The organism is Rhizobium mesoamericanum STM3625, assembly GCF_000312665.1.
Lineage (GTDB): Bacteria > Pseudomonadota > Alphaproteobacteria > Rhizobiales > Rhizobiaceae > Rhizobium > Rhizobium mesoamericanum.
The window spans coordinates 578,375-594,960 of sequence record NZ_HF536773.1 but is presented as its reverse complement, the minus strand read 5'-3'; the positions used below and the strand labels follow the sequence as shown (position 1 = coordinate 594,960).

Below are 16,586 nucleotides of genomic sequence, written 5' to 3'. Positions count from 1 at the left end.
GGCGTATGTCTTGCGCAGTGCAAGATGAAATCTGGACCCGTCTTGAGGAGCGGTGCCGCTACTGCATGAACTTCTCGACTGTTGGCTTATTGGCCTGCTTGCGAGCATCGCGATGAAGCATGATGACCTGCTCCGCCTCTGAAAGGCCAGTCGGCGCAACCTCGCGGAATTTCTCTTCGACATGCAGGACGGGGGCTGGCACATGTGGTTGCAGGACGGTGACCTTTTGGCGGACGCCGCGCAGCTTTTCCTCGCCCAAGGTGCGCCACTCGCCACCGCAGTAGCCGGCAAATGCCTGGCTTGCGACAACCTCGCTCGAATATTTCTTTGTCAGCGATTGCAGGCGCTGGACCTCGTTGACAGCCGAGCCGAACGCGGAGAAGGTGAGCCGGTCCTTCAGGCCGACATTGCCGAACATCACGTTGCCGACGTGCAGGCCGATCCCGTAGGAAACCTTGCTCAGGCCCGCATCCATTCGTTCCCGGTTCAATTCCGCAACGCGCGCTTGCGCCTGATGGACGGCCGAAAGTGCGGCCTGACAGGCAATCTTGGAGGGGTCCTTGTGTCGGCCGCAGGGATAGACCGCCAAAAACCCATCCCCGAGGAAACTCAGGATCTCGCCACCATTGCGATTGAACGGCGCAGCGATCGCATCGAAGAACTGGTTCAGCGTCTCGATGTAGGCCTGCCTGCCCTCCTTCTCGGCATACATGGTCGACTGACGCATATCGCCCATGACGAGCGCGGCACGGATCGTCTCGCCGTCACCACGACGGATCTGGCCGTTAAGCACCCGCTTGCCAGCATCGCCGCCCAGATAGGTGGTCAGCATGTTGTTGGCGAGCTTTCCGAGAACCGCCATCTTGGCGGCCACGGCGAGGTGGTTCTGCATGCGCAGCAGCGCATCGATCATGTCATCAGAGAAACCGGTAGGGCTATCGGTTGACCACGACCCCATCATGCCCTGAACAGAGCCGTCGCCGAACGGCTGAACGAAAGCCAGATAGTCGGTGATGCGTTCCTGCCGCAGATCGATGAAGACCGGAAACTCAGCCGGTCCATCGGCCGGAATCCGGCGGCGAATATGCTGCAGATTGTTGTCCAACAGGTAGTAGTAGGGGCTCTGCAGGAAGCGGTCGGGCTTCTGTCCCGCCGCGCTATGGCGAAACCCCTCGATCGTAACGCCGCTTGCGCGTCGCCACGTGAAGCCCAGCGCGTCGTAGAGCGGGTGCAGCATCGAAAACGTCAGGTGCACGCGCACGATCGGCAAGCCCGCTGCCGCGATACGCTCGCAAAATCCGCGAACGATGGTCTCGAGGTCATCGCCAGCCAACGAAGAATTTGTCAGCCATTCCGCGACCCGATCCAGCAAGATAGTGGAGACGGTGGATTCAATCGTGCCCATTCTCGGTAGTATCCTCATAAAGCACGTCCATTCCCGAAAGACATCGGCACCCCTGCCTGCAGCAACGCCGTGCGCAGGGCGGGGAAAGAGGATGGACGAGCGGTAATATTGTGTCAACGATCTGCCGGGAGCCCGGCAGCGGCACCTGTCAAACCCTTGTTAAAGCGGGCGGAACAGGCAATCCTTTCTCGTGGTTCGTTATTAAACATAAGTAAGCATCGCCCCGACCTCAAACAATGGCATCCGCGCATTTTCTGCCATTGCGATGCAATCTCTTGGCGTACCCGAGTCTTTTTGGTCACACTGGCGGGACCTGTGGGGAGATCGAGGCACAGCCACGGCGTGAAATTTCACGATCCCGTCACTCCTCAGTGAGCTCTTCGCGGTTTCAATTGCCTCGGTCTTCCATTAGATCAGGAATACCTTCAGCACTCAGATGAGACCTGCCTTGGCCAGCTCCTTCGCCTACGACATCCTTTCAAACAAGATTGAAACACGAAGCGCCAAAGCCGGCGTCATAGGGCTCGGCTATGTCGGCTTGCCCTTGGCAATTGCCATTGCCCGCAGCGGTTTTGCTGTCACCGGCTTCGACATCGACCCGAAGAAAATCGTCTCCCTGGATGCGCAGCACTCCTATATCGATGCCGTCGCAAACGATGATCTCGCCACTGAGATGGACGGCGGGCGCTTCTCCGCCACCACGGATTTTGCCGGGCTCGCGGCTTGCGATGTCATCGTCATTTGTGTTCCGACACCGCTCACCAAACACCGCGACCCCGATCTGTCCTTTGTGGAGGCGACGTCCCGATCGATTGCCGAGCATCTGCGGGCCGGTCAGCTTGTGGTTCTGGAGTCTACGACCTATCCGGGCACCACGGACGATGTCGTCAAGGTTATTCTGGAGAAAACCGGCCTCAAGTCCGGCACGGATTTCTTCGTCGGCTTTTCCCCCGAGCGTGAGGACCCGGGCAACCAGCATTATCATACGGCGACGATCCCCAAGGTTGTCGCTGGCGACGGTCCGCAGGCGTTGGCGCTCATGAAAGGCTTCTACGGAGCGGTGGTCAAGACCGTCGTTCCGGTGTCGTCCAACGCAACGGCTGAGGCCGTCAAGCTGACGGAGAACATCTTCCGGTCGGTCAACATCGCGCTCGTCAACGAGTTGAAGACAGTCTATGCCGCCATGGGCGTCGATGTCTGGGAAGTGATTGAGGCGGCAAAGACCAAGCCGTTCGGCTATATGCCCTTCTATCCCGGGCCGGGGCTCGGTGGTCACTGCATCCCGATCGATCCCTTCTACCTTACCTGGAAGTCCCGCGAATACGAGCTGCCGACGCGCTTCATCGAGCTCGCTGGCGAGATCAACTCGGCAATGCCGCGCTACGTCGTCGGCAAACTTGCCGAGGCACTCGACATGCGTTCCGGAAAGGCGCTTAGTCGCTCACGCGTGCTGGTTCTTGGTCTGGCCTACAAGAAGAATGTCGCCGACATACGCGAGAGCCCCTCGCTGCGCCTGATGGAGATCATCGAAGAGCGGGGCGGCAAGGCCGACTACCACGATCCTCATGTCGGCGAGATCCCCTCGACACGCGAGTACCAGCACTTGAAAGGCCGCAAATCGGTCGACCTCACACAAGAGCTGCTGGACGCCTGTGACGCCGTTCTGGTGGCGACTGATCACGATAATCTCGACTACGCGCTGATCGCAAACAGTGCACGGCTGATCGTCGACACTCGCAATGTCTTTGCGCGTCTTCGATTATCCGCCGACCACATCGTCAAGGCGTGATTTCTACGCCCGATAGCTGCTTTCCCGTGATCTGGCTGGCCGCCACGGCATAGCCGCCGCTGGCGCCGTCGATGAAGTGGGCGTGATCACGCGAAAGCGGCGTCGGAACGAAACAGGTCATGAGCGCAGAGGACTGCCGGTGCAGGCCGTAGCGGGCAACGCCCTTTGCTTTCGCCTCCTCGAGGAGCGTCTGAATGCGGCCGAGATGATCCGCGTCGACGTCGATCGTCATCTTCAGGCCGTCGTCGAACTTGCGGAAATCGGAATTGCCGGAAACATCCTGAGTGTAACGCCGGGCATCAAAGCGGCCGAGCTTCGCACCCAACTGGTGCAGGACGACCACAAGGGCAATCTGAAGGAGGATGAACAGCTTCTGTCTCAGGCGCCTTTTCGGCGGCGCGGTCGCCCGCGCCTCGCGATCGACACCCTTCATCGAAAAGGCAAAGTCGGGGCCATCCGGGGGGATGGGGTGGCCGCCACGTCCCTGTTCGGCGGAGACTGCCACGACATCCATCACGAGCTTGCGAAACTCGGCAGTCGGACGGCCGCCCTCGGCCGGTACCGCGATGATTGAGACGATTTCGCCGTTGCGTGCCGCAATCGGGCTCCAGCGGCATGACAGACCGGTCAGGTCCGGCCGCGTACCCGGCGGCGCCGGCTCGACATTGTAGCGTCCATTTTTCATCTGGCGCTCGGCCCAACTTGCTCCGCCTCCGGCAAACATTGCGTAGCTGACAAACGGGCTGGCTGCATGGCGTGCGACGCGAACGTCGAGACCTTCCTTGTGAATATCCGCGATCGGTACGACCGCAATGCGCAGGCTCAGGCCCATTTCCTCCTCAACCCAGCGCTGCGCCGCTGCCAATGCCCCGCGCGCGGCACTTTCCAGGTTCCCTGGCAGCGCGACGACGGCGCCGTCGCCCCCGAACACAAAGGGGTAATCGCCCTTGTCAACCGCATTCAGGATGGCTGAGATGACACTGACGCCCGCCATGTTCACGTCCTTATAACGGCCGGCCGCGATCGCCTGTGTCGAACTGACGATGTCAGCCAACGCCAGGAACCAGCCGTCCGGAAGCGGGTGATAGTTGCTCGTATCCGTCACCCGCTCGAAGTCGGTGAAGACAGGCACGTCAGCAAAGAATCTTTCATTCGAAACGTCGTTCATTTGAGGAGCCTAGACACACCCATGCTGTGACTGCAACGTCATTTTGCAACTACGGCAATCGACTTCATATAGTTTCGTGTGCTAGCACCGCTGTCGAAAAATGGTTGAATGGACAAGAACATAGATGAGCCGTCTGGACAGCTTCATCCGCCGTTTGGCGGCTCAGCGCGATATCCTCAATGCTATCGTCGAGCTTGTGAACGGCACCGAAGGCCCGGTGCTGGAATTTGGCCTTGGCAACGGCCGCACCTACGATCATCTGCGTGAGCTCTTTCCAGAGCGCCGCATTATTGCCTTCGACCGTGAGGTCCGCTCGTATTCGTCCTCAACGCCGCCGGCAGAAAATATGGTAACAGGCGATATCCGCCAATCCGGCCAGTCTTTCGTCGGGATCGGGGCAGCGCTCGCACATGCCGATATCGGTACCGGCCATGACGATATTGACGCCGTTACACTGACATGGCTGCCGCAACTGATGGTCGGCGTTCTTGCAAAAGACGGAATAGCGGTCAGCGGTCTGCCGCTGGATCGCCCGGAGCTTCAACCATTGGCGCTTCCTGCGGGCGTAAAGGAAGGCCGCTACTTTCTTTATCGCCGGAAATAATCAGGGAAGAAACAAAACGTCATACTGTTCGATGCTGCCAGGCAGGTCGGCGACCTTCATCTCCTGCTCTTCCTCCTCGAAGAAGACCAGGCAATTCTCATAGAATCCGGCAAGGGTCTTGATGAATTCGCGGGTCTGTTCAGGACCATAGAAGAGCGGTGTGAACTCCATGTAGAGAGGAACGCGGCGCGACAGGAGCGGCAGCATGGAGCGGCAGGCGACGGGCTCATAGCCTTCGATATCCATCCAGACCAGGCCTATATCGGCAGGATTGATAGAAAGCTCGTCGAGAACCTCTGTCACCGGCTTGACTGCGACCCTCGTCTTCTCATCGCTGGCGCTCTTTCGGTACGCGCTGCTTTTTCCATGATTATGGGCGTTCATGAAGAAGTCGATCTCGCCTGCGGTTGCCCCGGCAGCGCAATTGACAAGCGTCACCGTTCCATCGAGCTTGTTCTGGCGAATATTCTTCTGCAGCAACGCGAAGTTACGCGGATCGGGTTCGATGCTGACGATGTGGGCATAGGCGCCGCTCAGCGCGAAGTAGACGGTCTGCGTTCCGATGTTGCCGCCAATTTCCAGAAGATAGCCGTTCTTGCGCATCAGGCCGCGCTCGCGCAGCACCGTGATCAGCCGGTCAACCTTGTCGCGCTCGAAGTGCCCCTTTCGAAAGACCTTGCGGCCGATGTAGTCGGAGGGCGAAAAAGTCATCAGATGATCACCCGCATCGACCGTCATCGATACGACCCGCGGCCCGATGTTCTCAATCAGCAACCGCCTGCCGGTGCGGGTATTGAAGAACCTGCTTGCGACAGCATTGCGCGCCTTGCGCAGGCGTTTCTGCCAGAATTTGGGCTTGAGCCAGCCGCGGCTCGTCATACATCTTTTCCTTCGACCAGTTCGACGGCTTTGTCACTCGGAATGACATAGACTTTCAAGGGCAAAGCACGACCGCGCACACTGATTTCACGGCTTTCCACGCCCGCCGTATCCGCACCCGAAAGGCTCGCGACGGTTTCGGAAATGACAATGGCTGCATCGAATTCCTTGGCAGCTGTCTCCAATCGGCTTGCAACGTTGACCGTGTCGCCGATCGCGGTCACGCTGCGCACCCGGCCGTAGCCAAGCGTTCCGACGACTGCGGGGCCGGCATGAATGCCAATGGCAATGTGAAGCGGCATGGAGAGTTCGTCCGAAAGCTCGGCTCCGAGCTTCTCGATGTCACGCACGATGGTCGCCGCCGCGACAAGCGCCTGACGGCAGGCCTCCTGCGGAGAGCTGCCAATGCCGAAGAGCGCCATGGCGCCATCGCCGATGAACTTGTCTATGCGTCCGCCGGCCTTTTCGACGGCATTGCCGACGAGCGCAAAATAGCGGTTGAGCAGAAATACGATGTCGAATGGAAGCCGAGTTTCCGTCAGTGATGTGAAATGACGGATATCGCAGAAGAGGACGGTGATCTCGCGTTCACGTCCAGGGCTCGTCTCCTGGGTGTTGGGTGGCAATGTCGTCTCCGATGCCGCAACGAGCAGCGGCGCGACCGTCACGTCATGGGTTGGTCGCAGCTGGCATGCAAGGCGCACGTCGGACGCGGCCTTGATCCTTTTCAGCGTCGATTGCTCCAGCTTGTCGGGGGGTGGCAGATCGTCATGGGGGCTAAGAATCTGGACACGGCAAGTCGAACATTGCCCCTTGCCGCCACAGACGGAATAGTGCGGCACGCCACCGAGCCTGCTTGCCTCCAGAACCGTGAAGCCGCGCGGCACGCTGATTGCCTCTCCGCCTGGATATCGCACGGTGATTTGATTGACCCGCTCCCTCCATCGCCGAAAAGTCCGTGCACCGACGACAATCAACAGCGCACCGGAAAACGACCCGTACAGGCCCGCCCGGATGATCGCGATCTGCCGCTGCGCTTGCGGGTCCGAATAGTAGCGGATGTTGAGGTTTTCCTGATAGCGATGGGTATCGACCATGCCTTCGTAGGCAGGTTCCGCAATCGTTCGACCCATTTCGATGAAGCCGAGTATGCCAAGCACCGGCAAGAGGATCGCAACGGCTAAAAGCATTGGGGCGACCTTGTCGTACCAGGGGCGGTAGCGCAGCCAGAAGTGCAGGCCGATGCAGCCGTGGATCCAGACGGCAAGAAGCGCAATGACCTGGCGCCAACCATTGCCGGGGGAGGTGATCCAGAGCAGGCGAACGATTGTCTCGTAGTCATCCCGAAGCTGGAAGAGCGTGTGAGCAATCCGCGTGCCGATGACGTGATCGATCAGCAAAAGCGGAATCGCGAGCCCGAGCACAATCTGCGCCATCTCTGCGGCTGGCATCACCAGGCTCCGGCGCCCGTAGACAGAACGCAAAACCAGTGTGATGTGAACAAGGACAGCACCGTAGAACACCACCGTTCCGACGGGGTTGCGCCAGATTGACAGGAAAAACCTTCGCCCATCGTCGGCTGCGGCGACTGAAATCAGGCCGAGCGCGTGGTTGGAGAGATGCAAGAGAACGAACAGGAACATGACGAGCCCGGAACCAAGCCTGGCTCTTCTGATCGAACGCTCTGAAAAAATACTGGTGGCAGCGACCGTCGCCATTCATTCCCGTTCTTGAATACCAAATGACAAATACAATAGAGAGGACGGAAATGAGGTGGAATTGCCGCCACTCCGATTGCGATCGCCTTTCACATGTTTATCAGCAGAACTTACGAAAGCCGATAATAGCGGAAATTCTAGTGGCACACCCATACAACGATTGTGAACAGTGTGTGTCGATGGAGGTGCGGAAATGCGGATTGCGTTCTACGCACCCTTGAAATCGCCGAACCACCCCGTGCCGTCGGGCGATAGACTGATGGCGCGTCTTATCATGCGGGCTCTCGAACTCGGCGGGCATTGCGTCGAAATAGTCTCGGAATTTCGCAGTTTCGCGGCGACCCCGGAAGAGGCGAATGCCCGGCGCTCTGCCGCACAAGCAGAGCTTTCGCGCCTGCGCCAGGACTGGTCGATCAAGCCGCGCCCCGATGTCTGGTTCTGTTATCATCCCTACTATAAATCGCCTGACATGTTCGGACCTGCACTCTGCCGGGAATTTGCAATTCCGTACGTCACAGCCGAGGCATCCTACTCCGCCAAAAGAGATACGACGGAATGGGGCGAGCAACAACGACTGGTCGTGGATGGCGCTGGCCAGGCAGCCGTCAATATCGTTTTGACCGAGCGTGACCGAACAGGGCTCGCACAAGCCCTGCCGACAGCTACATTCGCCACCCTGAAGCCCTTCATCGACACAACACTTTTTGCGACCGCCCTTTCGCAGGCGAAGCCGCAGCGCCTGATCACCGCTGCGATGATGCGCAGCGGCGACAAGATGCAGAGCTACACGATGCTCGCAGAGGCGCTCCGGCTCATTGGCGATCGTCCCTGGACATTGGCAATTGCTGGGGATGGACCAATGCGGGCCGACGTGGAGCGGTTGTTTAGCACCATTGAAGCCCATCGCATCGAATGGCTCGGAGAACTCAACGCCGGAGAAATCGCTCATGAGCTTGGCCGCTCGGGCATTTACGTGTGGCCGGGTTGCGGGGAGGCCTACGGGCTTGCCTATCTGGAGGCACAGGCAGCGCGACTCCCTGTCATCGCGCAAAAGACTGCGGGGGTTCCCGAGGTCGTGATCGACGGAGTGAGCGGCTACCTGACACCGTCGGGCGATACAAGGGCGTTTGCAGCAGCAGTCGCGGCCTTGCTTGACGATCCCGTCAGGCGCTCGACGATGGGCGCAAGCGCGCGTCAGTTCGTTCTTAAGGAGCGTTCGCTAGAGGTCGCAGCAAAAGCGCTCGATGCCATCCTGCAAACCTATGTGAGACGAAAAGCATGACCGACGATGAATGGGTACCTCTGCGGCAGGAACTGGAACGCTGGCGGTTGGCGGGTCGACAGGCACGGCTTTGGTTGCGCGACGATGACGCGATTGAGCCGACTGAGGAGCTCGAGACCCTGCTCAGGATCACGCGTCAGTCGTCTGTCCCGCTGACCATTGCGGTCATCCCGGCCTTCACCGGCGAAGCGCTAGCAACACGACTGTCCCTTGAAGATCACGCGCTTGTCGCCGTTCATGGCTGGTCGCACGCAAACCATGCCGGCTCGGACGAGAAGAAACAGGAGCTCGGCCGCCATCGGCAAGCGCAAGTCGTGCTTGCCGAGTTGCGCGATGGTCTTGTCGCTCTTGAAAGACTGTACGGCAAAACGCTTATCCCGATGCTGGTGCCGCCTTGGAACAGGATTAGCGAAGAGTTGGTTCCGCAGCTCAGCGCGCAGGGTTTCGATGTGCTGTCGGTGTTCGGCAAAGCCAAGGCTGGCAGCCCGATGCGCCTGCTGAATACGCATGTTGATGTCGTCAATACCCGCGGAAAGCGTGGGGACCGTCCGCATGCGGATCTGGTCGCAGAATTGGTGGCGCAGTTGCAGGCACGCTTTGGTTCGGATGATGAGGCTGTCGGCATACTCACCCACCATCTGGTGCATGGCGCATCGGAGTGGGAATTCCTCACCCGTCTCTTCGCGGAAACGATGCATCATCCGGGCGCCGTCTGGATGTCGGCGCGCGATCTATCGAGCTAGATCTCCAGGGCCTGATTGTCCCTTGCGGCAAACGCTCCTGGGAATGCCGCCTGGGCCTCCTTTTCCATCTGCTCCAGCTGCGTATCCGTTCGCGAGGGCGCATGGTGGAAGAGGGCAAACTGCTTGGTGCCGGCCATTTTTGCGAGCTCGACGCCATGCTGCCAGGTGGAGTGGCCGAAGCCCTTGAAACGCTGCATTTCGTCTTCGTTATAGGTGCAGTCGTAGACGGCGAGATCGACGTCCTTCATCATCTCGAGCGCAACCGGGTCATAGACGCCGGGGATATGCTCGATATCGTAGATCAGGGCCACCGAGCGTCCCTTCCATTCAATGCGATAGCCGATCGCGCCGCCCGGATGGTTCAGCATAAAGGTCTTGATCTTGACACCGGGCCGCGGCTCCAGCGTCTGGCCGGCGTGAAAGTCGCGGAAGCTCATCGTCGCCTGGCAGATGTCGGTTTTGACAGGGAACCATGGCGGACTGATGAACTGCTCGATCATCTCTTTCGTACTCATCTTGCCATCGAGATGACCGGACCAGATCGTAAGATCGATCGTGGGGTAGTAGATCGCCTTGAAGAAGGGCAGACCGATGATGTGGTCATAGTGACAATGGCTGAAAAAGAGGTCGACGTCCCGGACATCCTCGTTAAGCATGGCAAGCCCGGCTTCGCGTACGCCTGATCCGGCGTCGAAGATCATCCGGTGTTCACCGCAGCGGATTTCGATACACGAGGTGTTACCGCCATAGCGATCGAATTCGGGGCCCGAGACCGGGATGCTGCCGCGAACGCCCCAAAACTTTACCTGAAACAGATCTTTACTCATCGCGTCTTCAAATTGGGCCGACCCCACAACGCTACCGTAATCATATAATGATTAGCAAGCGAAGCGTGGAATTCCATGGGCGACCCCATATCGTTGGTGCCGTTTCTATCGGCTATCAGGTCAACTGGTAGATTTTCCTAAGCAATCGATTTTTGCTTCGGAAAGCAACTGCCTATGGTTTGTTTTCGGTAAACGGATCATGACATTTGGGCAGTACAGAAGCTGCATGTTCCGCATTTCTGTCTAATAGATGGTTGCTCGGTCCCTCAAATACAATTGTCGCCTCCTTCACCAATAGTATGAGGTGCCGGGACGCTGGAGGATCGATCGCCTGCGTTCAGTGAAGCCCGCCAACACCCAGCAGACGCTCCACGACGTCGTGATCGTCAGACAGTTCCTTCGGCGCACCAGCCCAGGCAAGGCGGCCACGCTCCAGGACGATCACGTGGTCGGCAAAATCCAGCGCGCTCTGAATACGCTGCTCGACCAGCAAAATGGTCATGTCACCGGTCTTTGCGAGCTCGGCGAAGGCGGCCATCAACTCCTCGCAGATGACGGGCGCCAACCCCTCGAGCGGCTCGTCGAGCAGAAGGACCGACGGACGCCCGAGGATCGTGCGCGCGGTCGAGAGCATCTGCTGCTCGCCACCCGAAAGCTGGTTACCGAGGTTGCGGCGGCGCTCCTTCAGACGCGGGAACATGCCGTAGGCTTCCTCGATCGCGCTCCTCGGCCGGTCCTTCAAACCGACGAAGAGGTTCTCCTCGACAGTCAGTGTCGGAAAGATGCAACGCGCCTGCGGCACATAGCCCAGTCCCTTGTGTGCGCGTGCCGCACTCGGCATTGCGGTTACGTCAGCAGCTCCAATTCGGATCCTGCCGTCGTAGCGTTTGGTCTGTCCGGCAAGTGTTGCAAGCAACGTGGTCTTGCCCATGCCGTTACGACCGAGAACGGCGAGGCGCGCGCCGGCGGGAACGGAGAACGACACGCCTTCGAGAACGCGTGTCGGTCCGTAACCGGCGGACAGGTTTTCGACCTCAAGCGGCGTGGCTGGCATTGGCATAGCTCCCGAGATAGGCCTCGCGAACGCGGGCATCCTTGGTGACATCGGCGGGCGATCCATCGAAGATGATTGCGCCCGCGGCGAGAACGACGACGCGCTTGGCGAAACGGAAGACAAGATCCATGTCGTGCTCGATCATCAGGACGGCGAGATCGGCGGGTAGATCGGCAAGCGCCTGCTCGATGCGGCCAGTATCGCTTTGGGGAACGCCCGCGGCTGGTTCATCAAGCAAGAGGACTTTCGGGCGCAACGCCATGGCAACGGCGATCTCCAGGAGACGCTGCTGGCCGTAGGCGATCTCGTTCACCCTGCGATGCATGAGCTGAGCGATCCCCAGTGTGCCTAGCAGATCGTTCACCTCGTCCATGACGTCGGGCATGGCAAGATAATTTCCGAACATGCGACCCGTGCGTCCCTGACGCTCAAGGATGGCAAGGGCCACATGCTCGGCCGGCGTCATCTCAAGGAAGAGCCGGGTAACCTGGAAAGATCGCACCAGTCCGCGTTTGACGCGGCCATTGGCCCCGACCTTCGTGACTGTTTCGCCGGCAAGACGGACATCACCGGAATCCGGCTGCAGGTTGCCCGTCACCAGGTTGACGAATGTCGTCTTGCCCGCACCGTTCGGCCCGATCAGTGCAACGCGATCGCCTGGCGCCATTGTCAGCGAGACGTCATTCGTCACGGCAAGGCCCCCGAAGGATTTCTTCAGGTTGATAACTTCGAAGACGGCGCTCATCGTCCAGACTCCCTCTTGCGGCGGAAGAAGCCGGCAGTGGAACCATAGAGCCCTTTGGGCGCAAACAGGACGACGCCGATCAAAAGCGCACCGACCATCGTCAGCCAATGGAACGGATTTGCCGCTGAGACATAGTCCTCAAACAGCATAAAGATGACGGTTCCCGAAAGCGCGCCGAACAGTGAACCCGTGCCACCGAGGACAAGCATGACCAAGCTTTCGGCCGATAGCGTGAAGGACAGACTGTCGAGGCCGACGACCTGTGTGGTGATGGCGTTAAGCGCCCCACCGACGCCGGCGACCGCACCCGAGATCACATACATCTTCATCAGGGCGGCCTTTGGCGAGGCTCCCATCGCGCGAATACGTATCGGATCCTCCTTGATGCCGCGACACAGCATGCCGAAGGGCGAGCGTACGAGCAGGCGCAGGATGACGAAGACGATCAGCAACAGAATGAGCGCAAAGACATAGGCGGTATGGCCGTAGAGATCGAATTCGAAGTAGCCGAAGATCGGATCAGCTGAGATGCCCGAAAGGCCATCACTGCCGCCGGTCCAGCTGGACGCCTTGTTGGCGAACTCGTGGAAGAGGTTGATCAGCGCGATCGACAGGACGAGCTGCGGCAGGCCATGGCCACGCAGGATAATGGCGCCGCTGACCAATCCGGCTGCTGCCCCGCCCACCACGCCTGCAAGCGTCATCAGCAGCGGATCATTGATGCCGTAGTGAGCCGAGAGGATGCCGGCCGCATAGGCACCTGATCCGAAGAGGGCCGCGTGGCCGAGGGTGGCAACACCGCAATAGCCGGTGACGAGATCGAGTGAGAGGACAAGCAAGGCTACCGCGACGATGCGTGTGAGCAGTGCAAGATTGTCCGGAAACAGGAGATAGCCGATGACAGCAACGAGGATTATGGTGGCGACGCCTGCCACGTCGCGCCCAAATGAGCGCCGGGGCCGGGCGGAGGTGGAAAGCGCTGCTTCGGTGTCCATGACGATAGCCATTCTATTTTGTCCTTCCCGCAAGACCGCGCGGGAAGACACAGATGATGGCAATGACCGCGAGGTAGAAGAAGAATTCGCCGAACTCCGGCATCAGGTAACGCCCTGTCGTGTCGATGCCGCCGAGCACGAGGCAGGCGATCAATGCGCCCGGGATCGACCCCGCGCCGCCGACAGAGACGACGACGAGGAAGGTCACCATGTACCGCAGCGCATAGTATGGCTCGACCGGCAGCAGTTCGGCGCCGACAACGCCGCCAAAAGCCGCAAGCCCAACGGCCACGGCAAAGCTTAGCGCGTAGATGATCTCGGTACGCACCCCAAGTGCTGCCGCCATCGCGGCGTTGTCAACGGAGGCACGCAGCTTTACCCCGAAGCCTGTTCGTTCGATCGCGTACCAAAGCCCGCCTGCGACAGCGAGACCGCATAGGATCGCAAACAAGCGGTGGACGGGGATTGTTCTGAAGCCAAGATCAGCCGAGCCCTGAAGGCCTGACGGTAAGGGGATTGTCTTCAGGGTCGGGCCGAAGACGTAGTTCGCAATACCGATGATGCAGAACGTGATGCCGATCGTCATCAACACCTGCGTCAGTTCCGGCGCCCCGTAGATGCGCCGATAGAGGAAGCGTTCGACAGGAATTGCGATGACGACTGTACCAACGACAGCGGCAATCACGGCAGCGCCGTAGCCGAGCCCGAGGTCATGTGCCGCATAGGATGCAATGTATCCCCCGATCATGGCAAATGCACCGTGCGCAAGATTGACGACACGCATCAGTCCCATCGTCACGGACAGACCGATCGAGATGACGAACAGCACCATGCCATAGGCAAGCGCATCGACGGCTATGCTGAAGACTGTTTGCATGAGGCTATCCCGATGCTGTTGGAGCGGGCCGGCATATTTGGTGCTTGCAGCGCGCGTTGCGCGCTGCAACCCATATCTGGTCTGCCGCCGGTATCAGACGCCCTTACTTCGCAGCTTTAAGGCCAGGGTCGCCCTGCTTTTCGAATGTCTGGACTTCCTTGTTGTAATAGGTGCCATCATCAGCCTTGGTGACCTCGCGCAGGTAGATGTTCTGCGTAATGTGGCGGCTTTCCGGATCGATCAAGACCGGGCCGCGCGGGCTAACCCACGTCAGACCCTTGACGGCCTCGACTGCCTTGGCAGCGTCCTGTTTGCCGCCGGTGGCCTCGATCATCTTGTAGATGACATGCATGCCGTCGTAAGCGCCGACGGCTGGGAAAGACAGCTCTGCCTTGTTGCCGATTGCCTTGGCCGCGGCTTCGACGAATGCCTTATTTTCTGGCGAGTCATGCGAGACGGCATAGTGGAAGGTCGTCTGGATGCCGAGCGCTGCATCGCCCAACGCCGGAAGGTCGGATTCCTGGGTCAGGTCGCCTGGCGCGAAGAACTTGATGCCGGCAGCCTTGAGACCGTTCTCATTGTAAGCCTTGACAAAGCCAAGCGTGGTCGGACCGGACGGCAGGAAGGCGAAGACGCCCTGCGCACCGGAATCCTTGATGCGCTGCATGATCGGGCTGAAATCGTTGGTCGAGAGCGGCATGCGGATTGCTTCGACAACTTGACCGCCTTCCTTCTCGAAGGCCGCTTTGAAGGCATTTTCGGCATCGACGCCCGGCCCGTAGTCGCTGACGACGGAAATCACCTTGCCGACGCCGGCATCATGAGCAACCTTTGCGATGGGCGTCGAGGTTTGCCAGGTGGTGAACGACGTGCGCACAACCAGGGGGCTCTTGGTAACGATCGCCGATGTGGCGGCGTTCATAATGACGAGCGGGGTGTTGGCCTGCTGCAGGATCGGCGTCACGGCCATCGCGTCAGGCGTGAAATAAAAGCCGGCGAGGTACTGCACCTTTTCCTTGACAACCAGCTCCTGCGCCAGTGCCTTGGACTTTGCCGGATCGGCGGCCGGAAGGTCGCGGTAGATCACCTCAACGGTATTGTCGCCGACCTTGTTGCCGTTGATCGCCATATAGGCGTCGATGCCGGCCTTGAAGTTCTTACCTTGTAGGGCAAATGGACCCGAGAACGGTCCGACGACACCCACCTTGATGGCATCGGCGTAGGCCGCTGTGCTCATGACTATTGCCGCAACCGCGGTCAGGACAAACCGTTTCATAAATCCTCCCATATCGATGGCGCACTCCTACGCCGGATTAGCCCGGGGCTAAATCCCGGCGATTGTGTCTCATTCAAAACGGTAATGTAAAATGAAATAAATGGCGAAACTCATGCATTGGCGGTTATGATTTAAGCCCAATTCGCCGGATGCTACCCGCCAGCTCGAGCGCCAGACGCAAAGAAGCGGCGGTCGCCACAGCCATTTGCGGCAGAATGAGCCATTCCAGCGTCCAGGCAGCACCTGATCGCTCCTGCTCGTGCACCAGCGACTGATGGATGCCGGAAAGCTGGGTTGCGTTAAAGCGTGCAAGAGCGACCAGCGTTTCGGCTGCGACGGGATTGTGCTTGTGCGCCATGGCTGACGAACCACCGCCACCTGCAAGCTCGATCTCGTCGCCCGCCTGCGCCAAAAGCGCGATGTCCTGGCCGAACTTGCCAAGGCTTCCGCTGATGAGAGAAAACAGATTGGCAAGGTCAGCGATCAATCCCCGTTGGCTTTGCCACTGCGGCTCATCGGAAAGGCCGAGCTCCTGGGCAAGGGCGGCCCGTATGGCCGGAGCCTTGTCTTGAAGTCTCTCGAGCGTGCCCGCGGCCCCACCAAATTGCAGGACAAACCGCTGTTGGGTCAGCCTGTCGCGATGAGCCTCGAGCGGCGCTCGCCAGGCACGAAGGCGGTCCGACACGGTAATCGCGATGGCCGCCTGCATGCGTGTTCGCCCCATCAGGGCAACTTTGCCAAACCGTGCGTCGAGACTGTCGAATTCCTGTGAGATCCTTGAAAGGCGGCTCGAAAACAGGAACGCGACAGCCCTGAGGCGCACCATGAGGCTGGTGTCAATGAGATCCTGGCTCGTGGCACCGAGATGAACGCAATCCGAATACGGACTTCCGACCGCCTCCCGAAGCTGCTTGACGAGTTCTGCAACCACAACTCCATCGCGGGCAGTGGCTGTTCTCAGACGGACAACATCCGGTTCAAACCTTGCGCAGGAGATGTCGATATGGCGTGCGGCCTCGTGCGAAATCAGACCATGAATGGCCTCGGCCCTGGCGAGTGCCGCTTCGAACCCGAGCATGGCGCGTATATCCGCCGCCGCGGAAAAATAAGATGCCGTCTCGTCGTCGCCAAGCAGTCCGGAGAGAAAGGGGTGATCGAAAGCTGAGATAGTCATCGGCGTCTTTCTTGCTAGGGCCGATCACTGCGCCTGCAATGCTTTCGGCG

At 59.5% G+C, this 16,586-nt stretch carries 15 protein-coding genes; 4 read left to right on the top strand and 11 right to left on the bottom strand.

All coding sequences use genetic code 11. The features are described from left to right. Window positions 1–58: 58 nt before the first annotated feature. Window positions 59–1,405: an adenylate/guanylate cyclase domain-containing protein gene (locus BN77_RS23060; RefSeq protein WP_007536571.1), complete on the bottom strand. Its 1,347-nt coding sequence runs from the start codon at window positions 1,403–1,405 to the stop codon at window positions 59–61. Window positions 1,406–1,853: 448 nt separating this feature from the next. Here BN77_RS23060 and BN77_RS23055 point away from each other — a divergent pair, with 448 nt between their 5' ends. Continuing rightward, window positions 1,854–3,194, top strand: coding sequence for a nucleotide sugar dehydrogenase (locus tag BN77_RS23055; RefSeq protein ID WP_007536570.1), 1,341 nt, complete (start codon window positions 1,854–1,856; stop codon window positions 3,192–3,194). Here BN77_RS23055 and BN77_RS23050 read toward each other — a convergent pair. Beyond that, the gene (locus BN77_RS23050; protein WP_007536568.1) at window positions 3,184–4,362 is read right to left on the bottom strand and encodes a DUF3095 domain-containing protein; all 1,179 of its coding nucleotides are present in this window, start codon (window positions 4,360–4,362) and stop codon (window positions 3,184–3,186) included. The two genes, BN77_RS23055 and BN77_RS23050, sit on opposite strands and share 11 nt — an antisense overlap. 124 nt (window positions 4,363–4,486) lie before the next feature. On the opposite strand from BN77_RS23050, the gene BN77_RS23045 reads away from it, so the two are divergent. Next, window positions 4,487–4,966 (top strand): class I SAM-dependent methyltransferase, encoded by a 480-nt coding sequence (locus BN77_RS23045; RefSeq protein ID WP_007536566.1) that lies wholly within the window; start codon window positions 4,487–4,489, stop codon window positions 4,964–4,966. Here BN77_RS23045 and BN77_RS23040 read toward each other — a convergent pair whose 3' ends face one another. Next, entirely contained in the window at window positions 4,967–5,845 is an 879-nt protein-coding gene (locus BN77_RS23040) for an FkbM family methyltransferase (RefSeq protein WP_007536564.1), read from the bottom strand. It abuts the gene before it with no gap. After that, window positions 5,842–7,563, bottom strand: a complete 1,722-nt coding sequence (locus BN77_RS23035) for an adenylate/guanylate cyclase domain-containing protein (protein ID WP_007536562.1) — start codon at window positions 7,561–7,563, stop codon at window positions 5,842–5,844. Before BN77_RS23035 ends, BN77_RS23040 begins: the two co-directional genes overlap by 4 nt. A 193-nt stretch (window positions 7,564–7,756) precedes the next feature. On the opposite strand from BN77_RS23035, the gene BN77_RS23030 reads away from it, so the two are divergent. After that, window positions 7,757–8,845, top strand: a complete 1,089-nt coding sequence (locus BN77_RS23030; RefSeq protein WP_007536560.1) for a glycosyltransferase family 4 protein — start codon at window positions 7,757–7,759, stop codon at window positions 8,843–8,845. Continuing rightward, window positions 8,842–9,588 carry a polysaccharide deacetylase family protein gene (locus BN77_RS23025; RefSeq protein ID WP_007536558.1) on the top strand — a complete coding sequence of 249 codons (747 nt, stop codon included), beginning with the start codon at window positions 8,842–8,844 and terminating at the stop codon, window positions 9,586–9,588. Before BN77_RS23030 ends, BN77_RS23025 begins: the two co-directional genes overlap by 4 nt. On the opposite strand, the gene BN77_RS23020 is transcribed toward BN77_RS23025, so the two are convergent. From BN77_RS23020 to BN77_RS22990, 7 genes are all read right to left on the bottom strand, one after another. Next, complete coding sequence (locus BN77_RS23020; RefSeq protein ID WP_007536557.1) at window positions 9,585–10,415, bottom strand: MBL fold metallo-hydrolase; 831 nt, start codon at window positions 10,413–10,415, stop codon at window positions 9,585–9,587. The genes BN77_RS23025 and BN77_RS23020 overlap by 4 nt on opposite strands. A 337-nt stretch (window positions 10,416–10,752) precedes the next feature. Further along, complete coding sequence (locus BN77_RS23015) at window positions 10,753–11,469, bottom strand: ABC transporter ATP-binding protein (RefSeq protein WP_007536556.1); 717 nt, start codon at window positions 11,467–11,469, stop codon at window positions 10,753–10,755. Further along, window positions 11,450–12,214, bottom strand: a complete 765-nt coding sequence (locus BN77_RS23010; RefSeq protein ID WP_007536555.1) for an ABC transporter ATP-binding protein — start codon at window positions 12,212–12,214, stop codon at window positions 11,450–11,452. Before BN77_RS23010 ends, BN77_RS23015 begins: the two co-directional genes overlap by 20 nt. After that, on the bottom strand, window positions 12,211–13,221 hold the full coding sequence (locus BN77_RS23005) for a branched-chain amino acid ABC transporter permease (RefSeq protein ID WP_007536554.1): 1,011 nt from the start codon (window positions 13,219–13,221) through the stop codon (window positions 12,211–12,213). Before BN77_RS23005 ends, BN77_RS23010 begins: the two co-directional genes overlap by 4 nt. Window position 13,222: 1 nt before the next feature. Then, window positions 13,223–14,086: a branched-chain amino acid ABC transporter permease gene (locus BN77_RS23000; RefSeq protein WP_007536553.1), complete on the bottom strand. Its 864-nt coding sequence runs from the start codon at window positions 14,084–14,086 to the stop codon at window positions 13,223–13,225. A gap of 103 nt (window positions 14,087–14,189) precedes the next feature. Further along, window positions 14,190–15,362 (bottom strand): ABC transporter substrate-binding protein, encoded by a 1,173-nt coding sequence (locus BN77_RS22995; protein WP_007536552.1) that lies wholly within the window; start codon window positions 15,360–15,362, stop codon window positions 14,190–14,192. A gap of 124 nt (window positions 15,363–15,486) precedes the next feature. Beyond that, a complete protein-coding gene (locus BN77_RS22990) occupies window positions 15,487–16,536 on the bottom strand; it encodes a 3-carboxy-cis,cis-muconate cycloisomerase (protein WP_007536551.1) in 1,050 nt (349 codons plus the stop codon). Window positions 16,537–16,586: the final 50 nt, after the last annotated feature.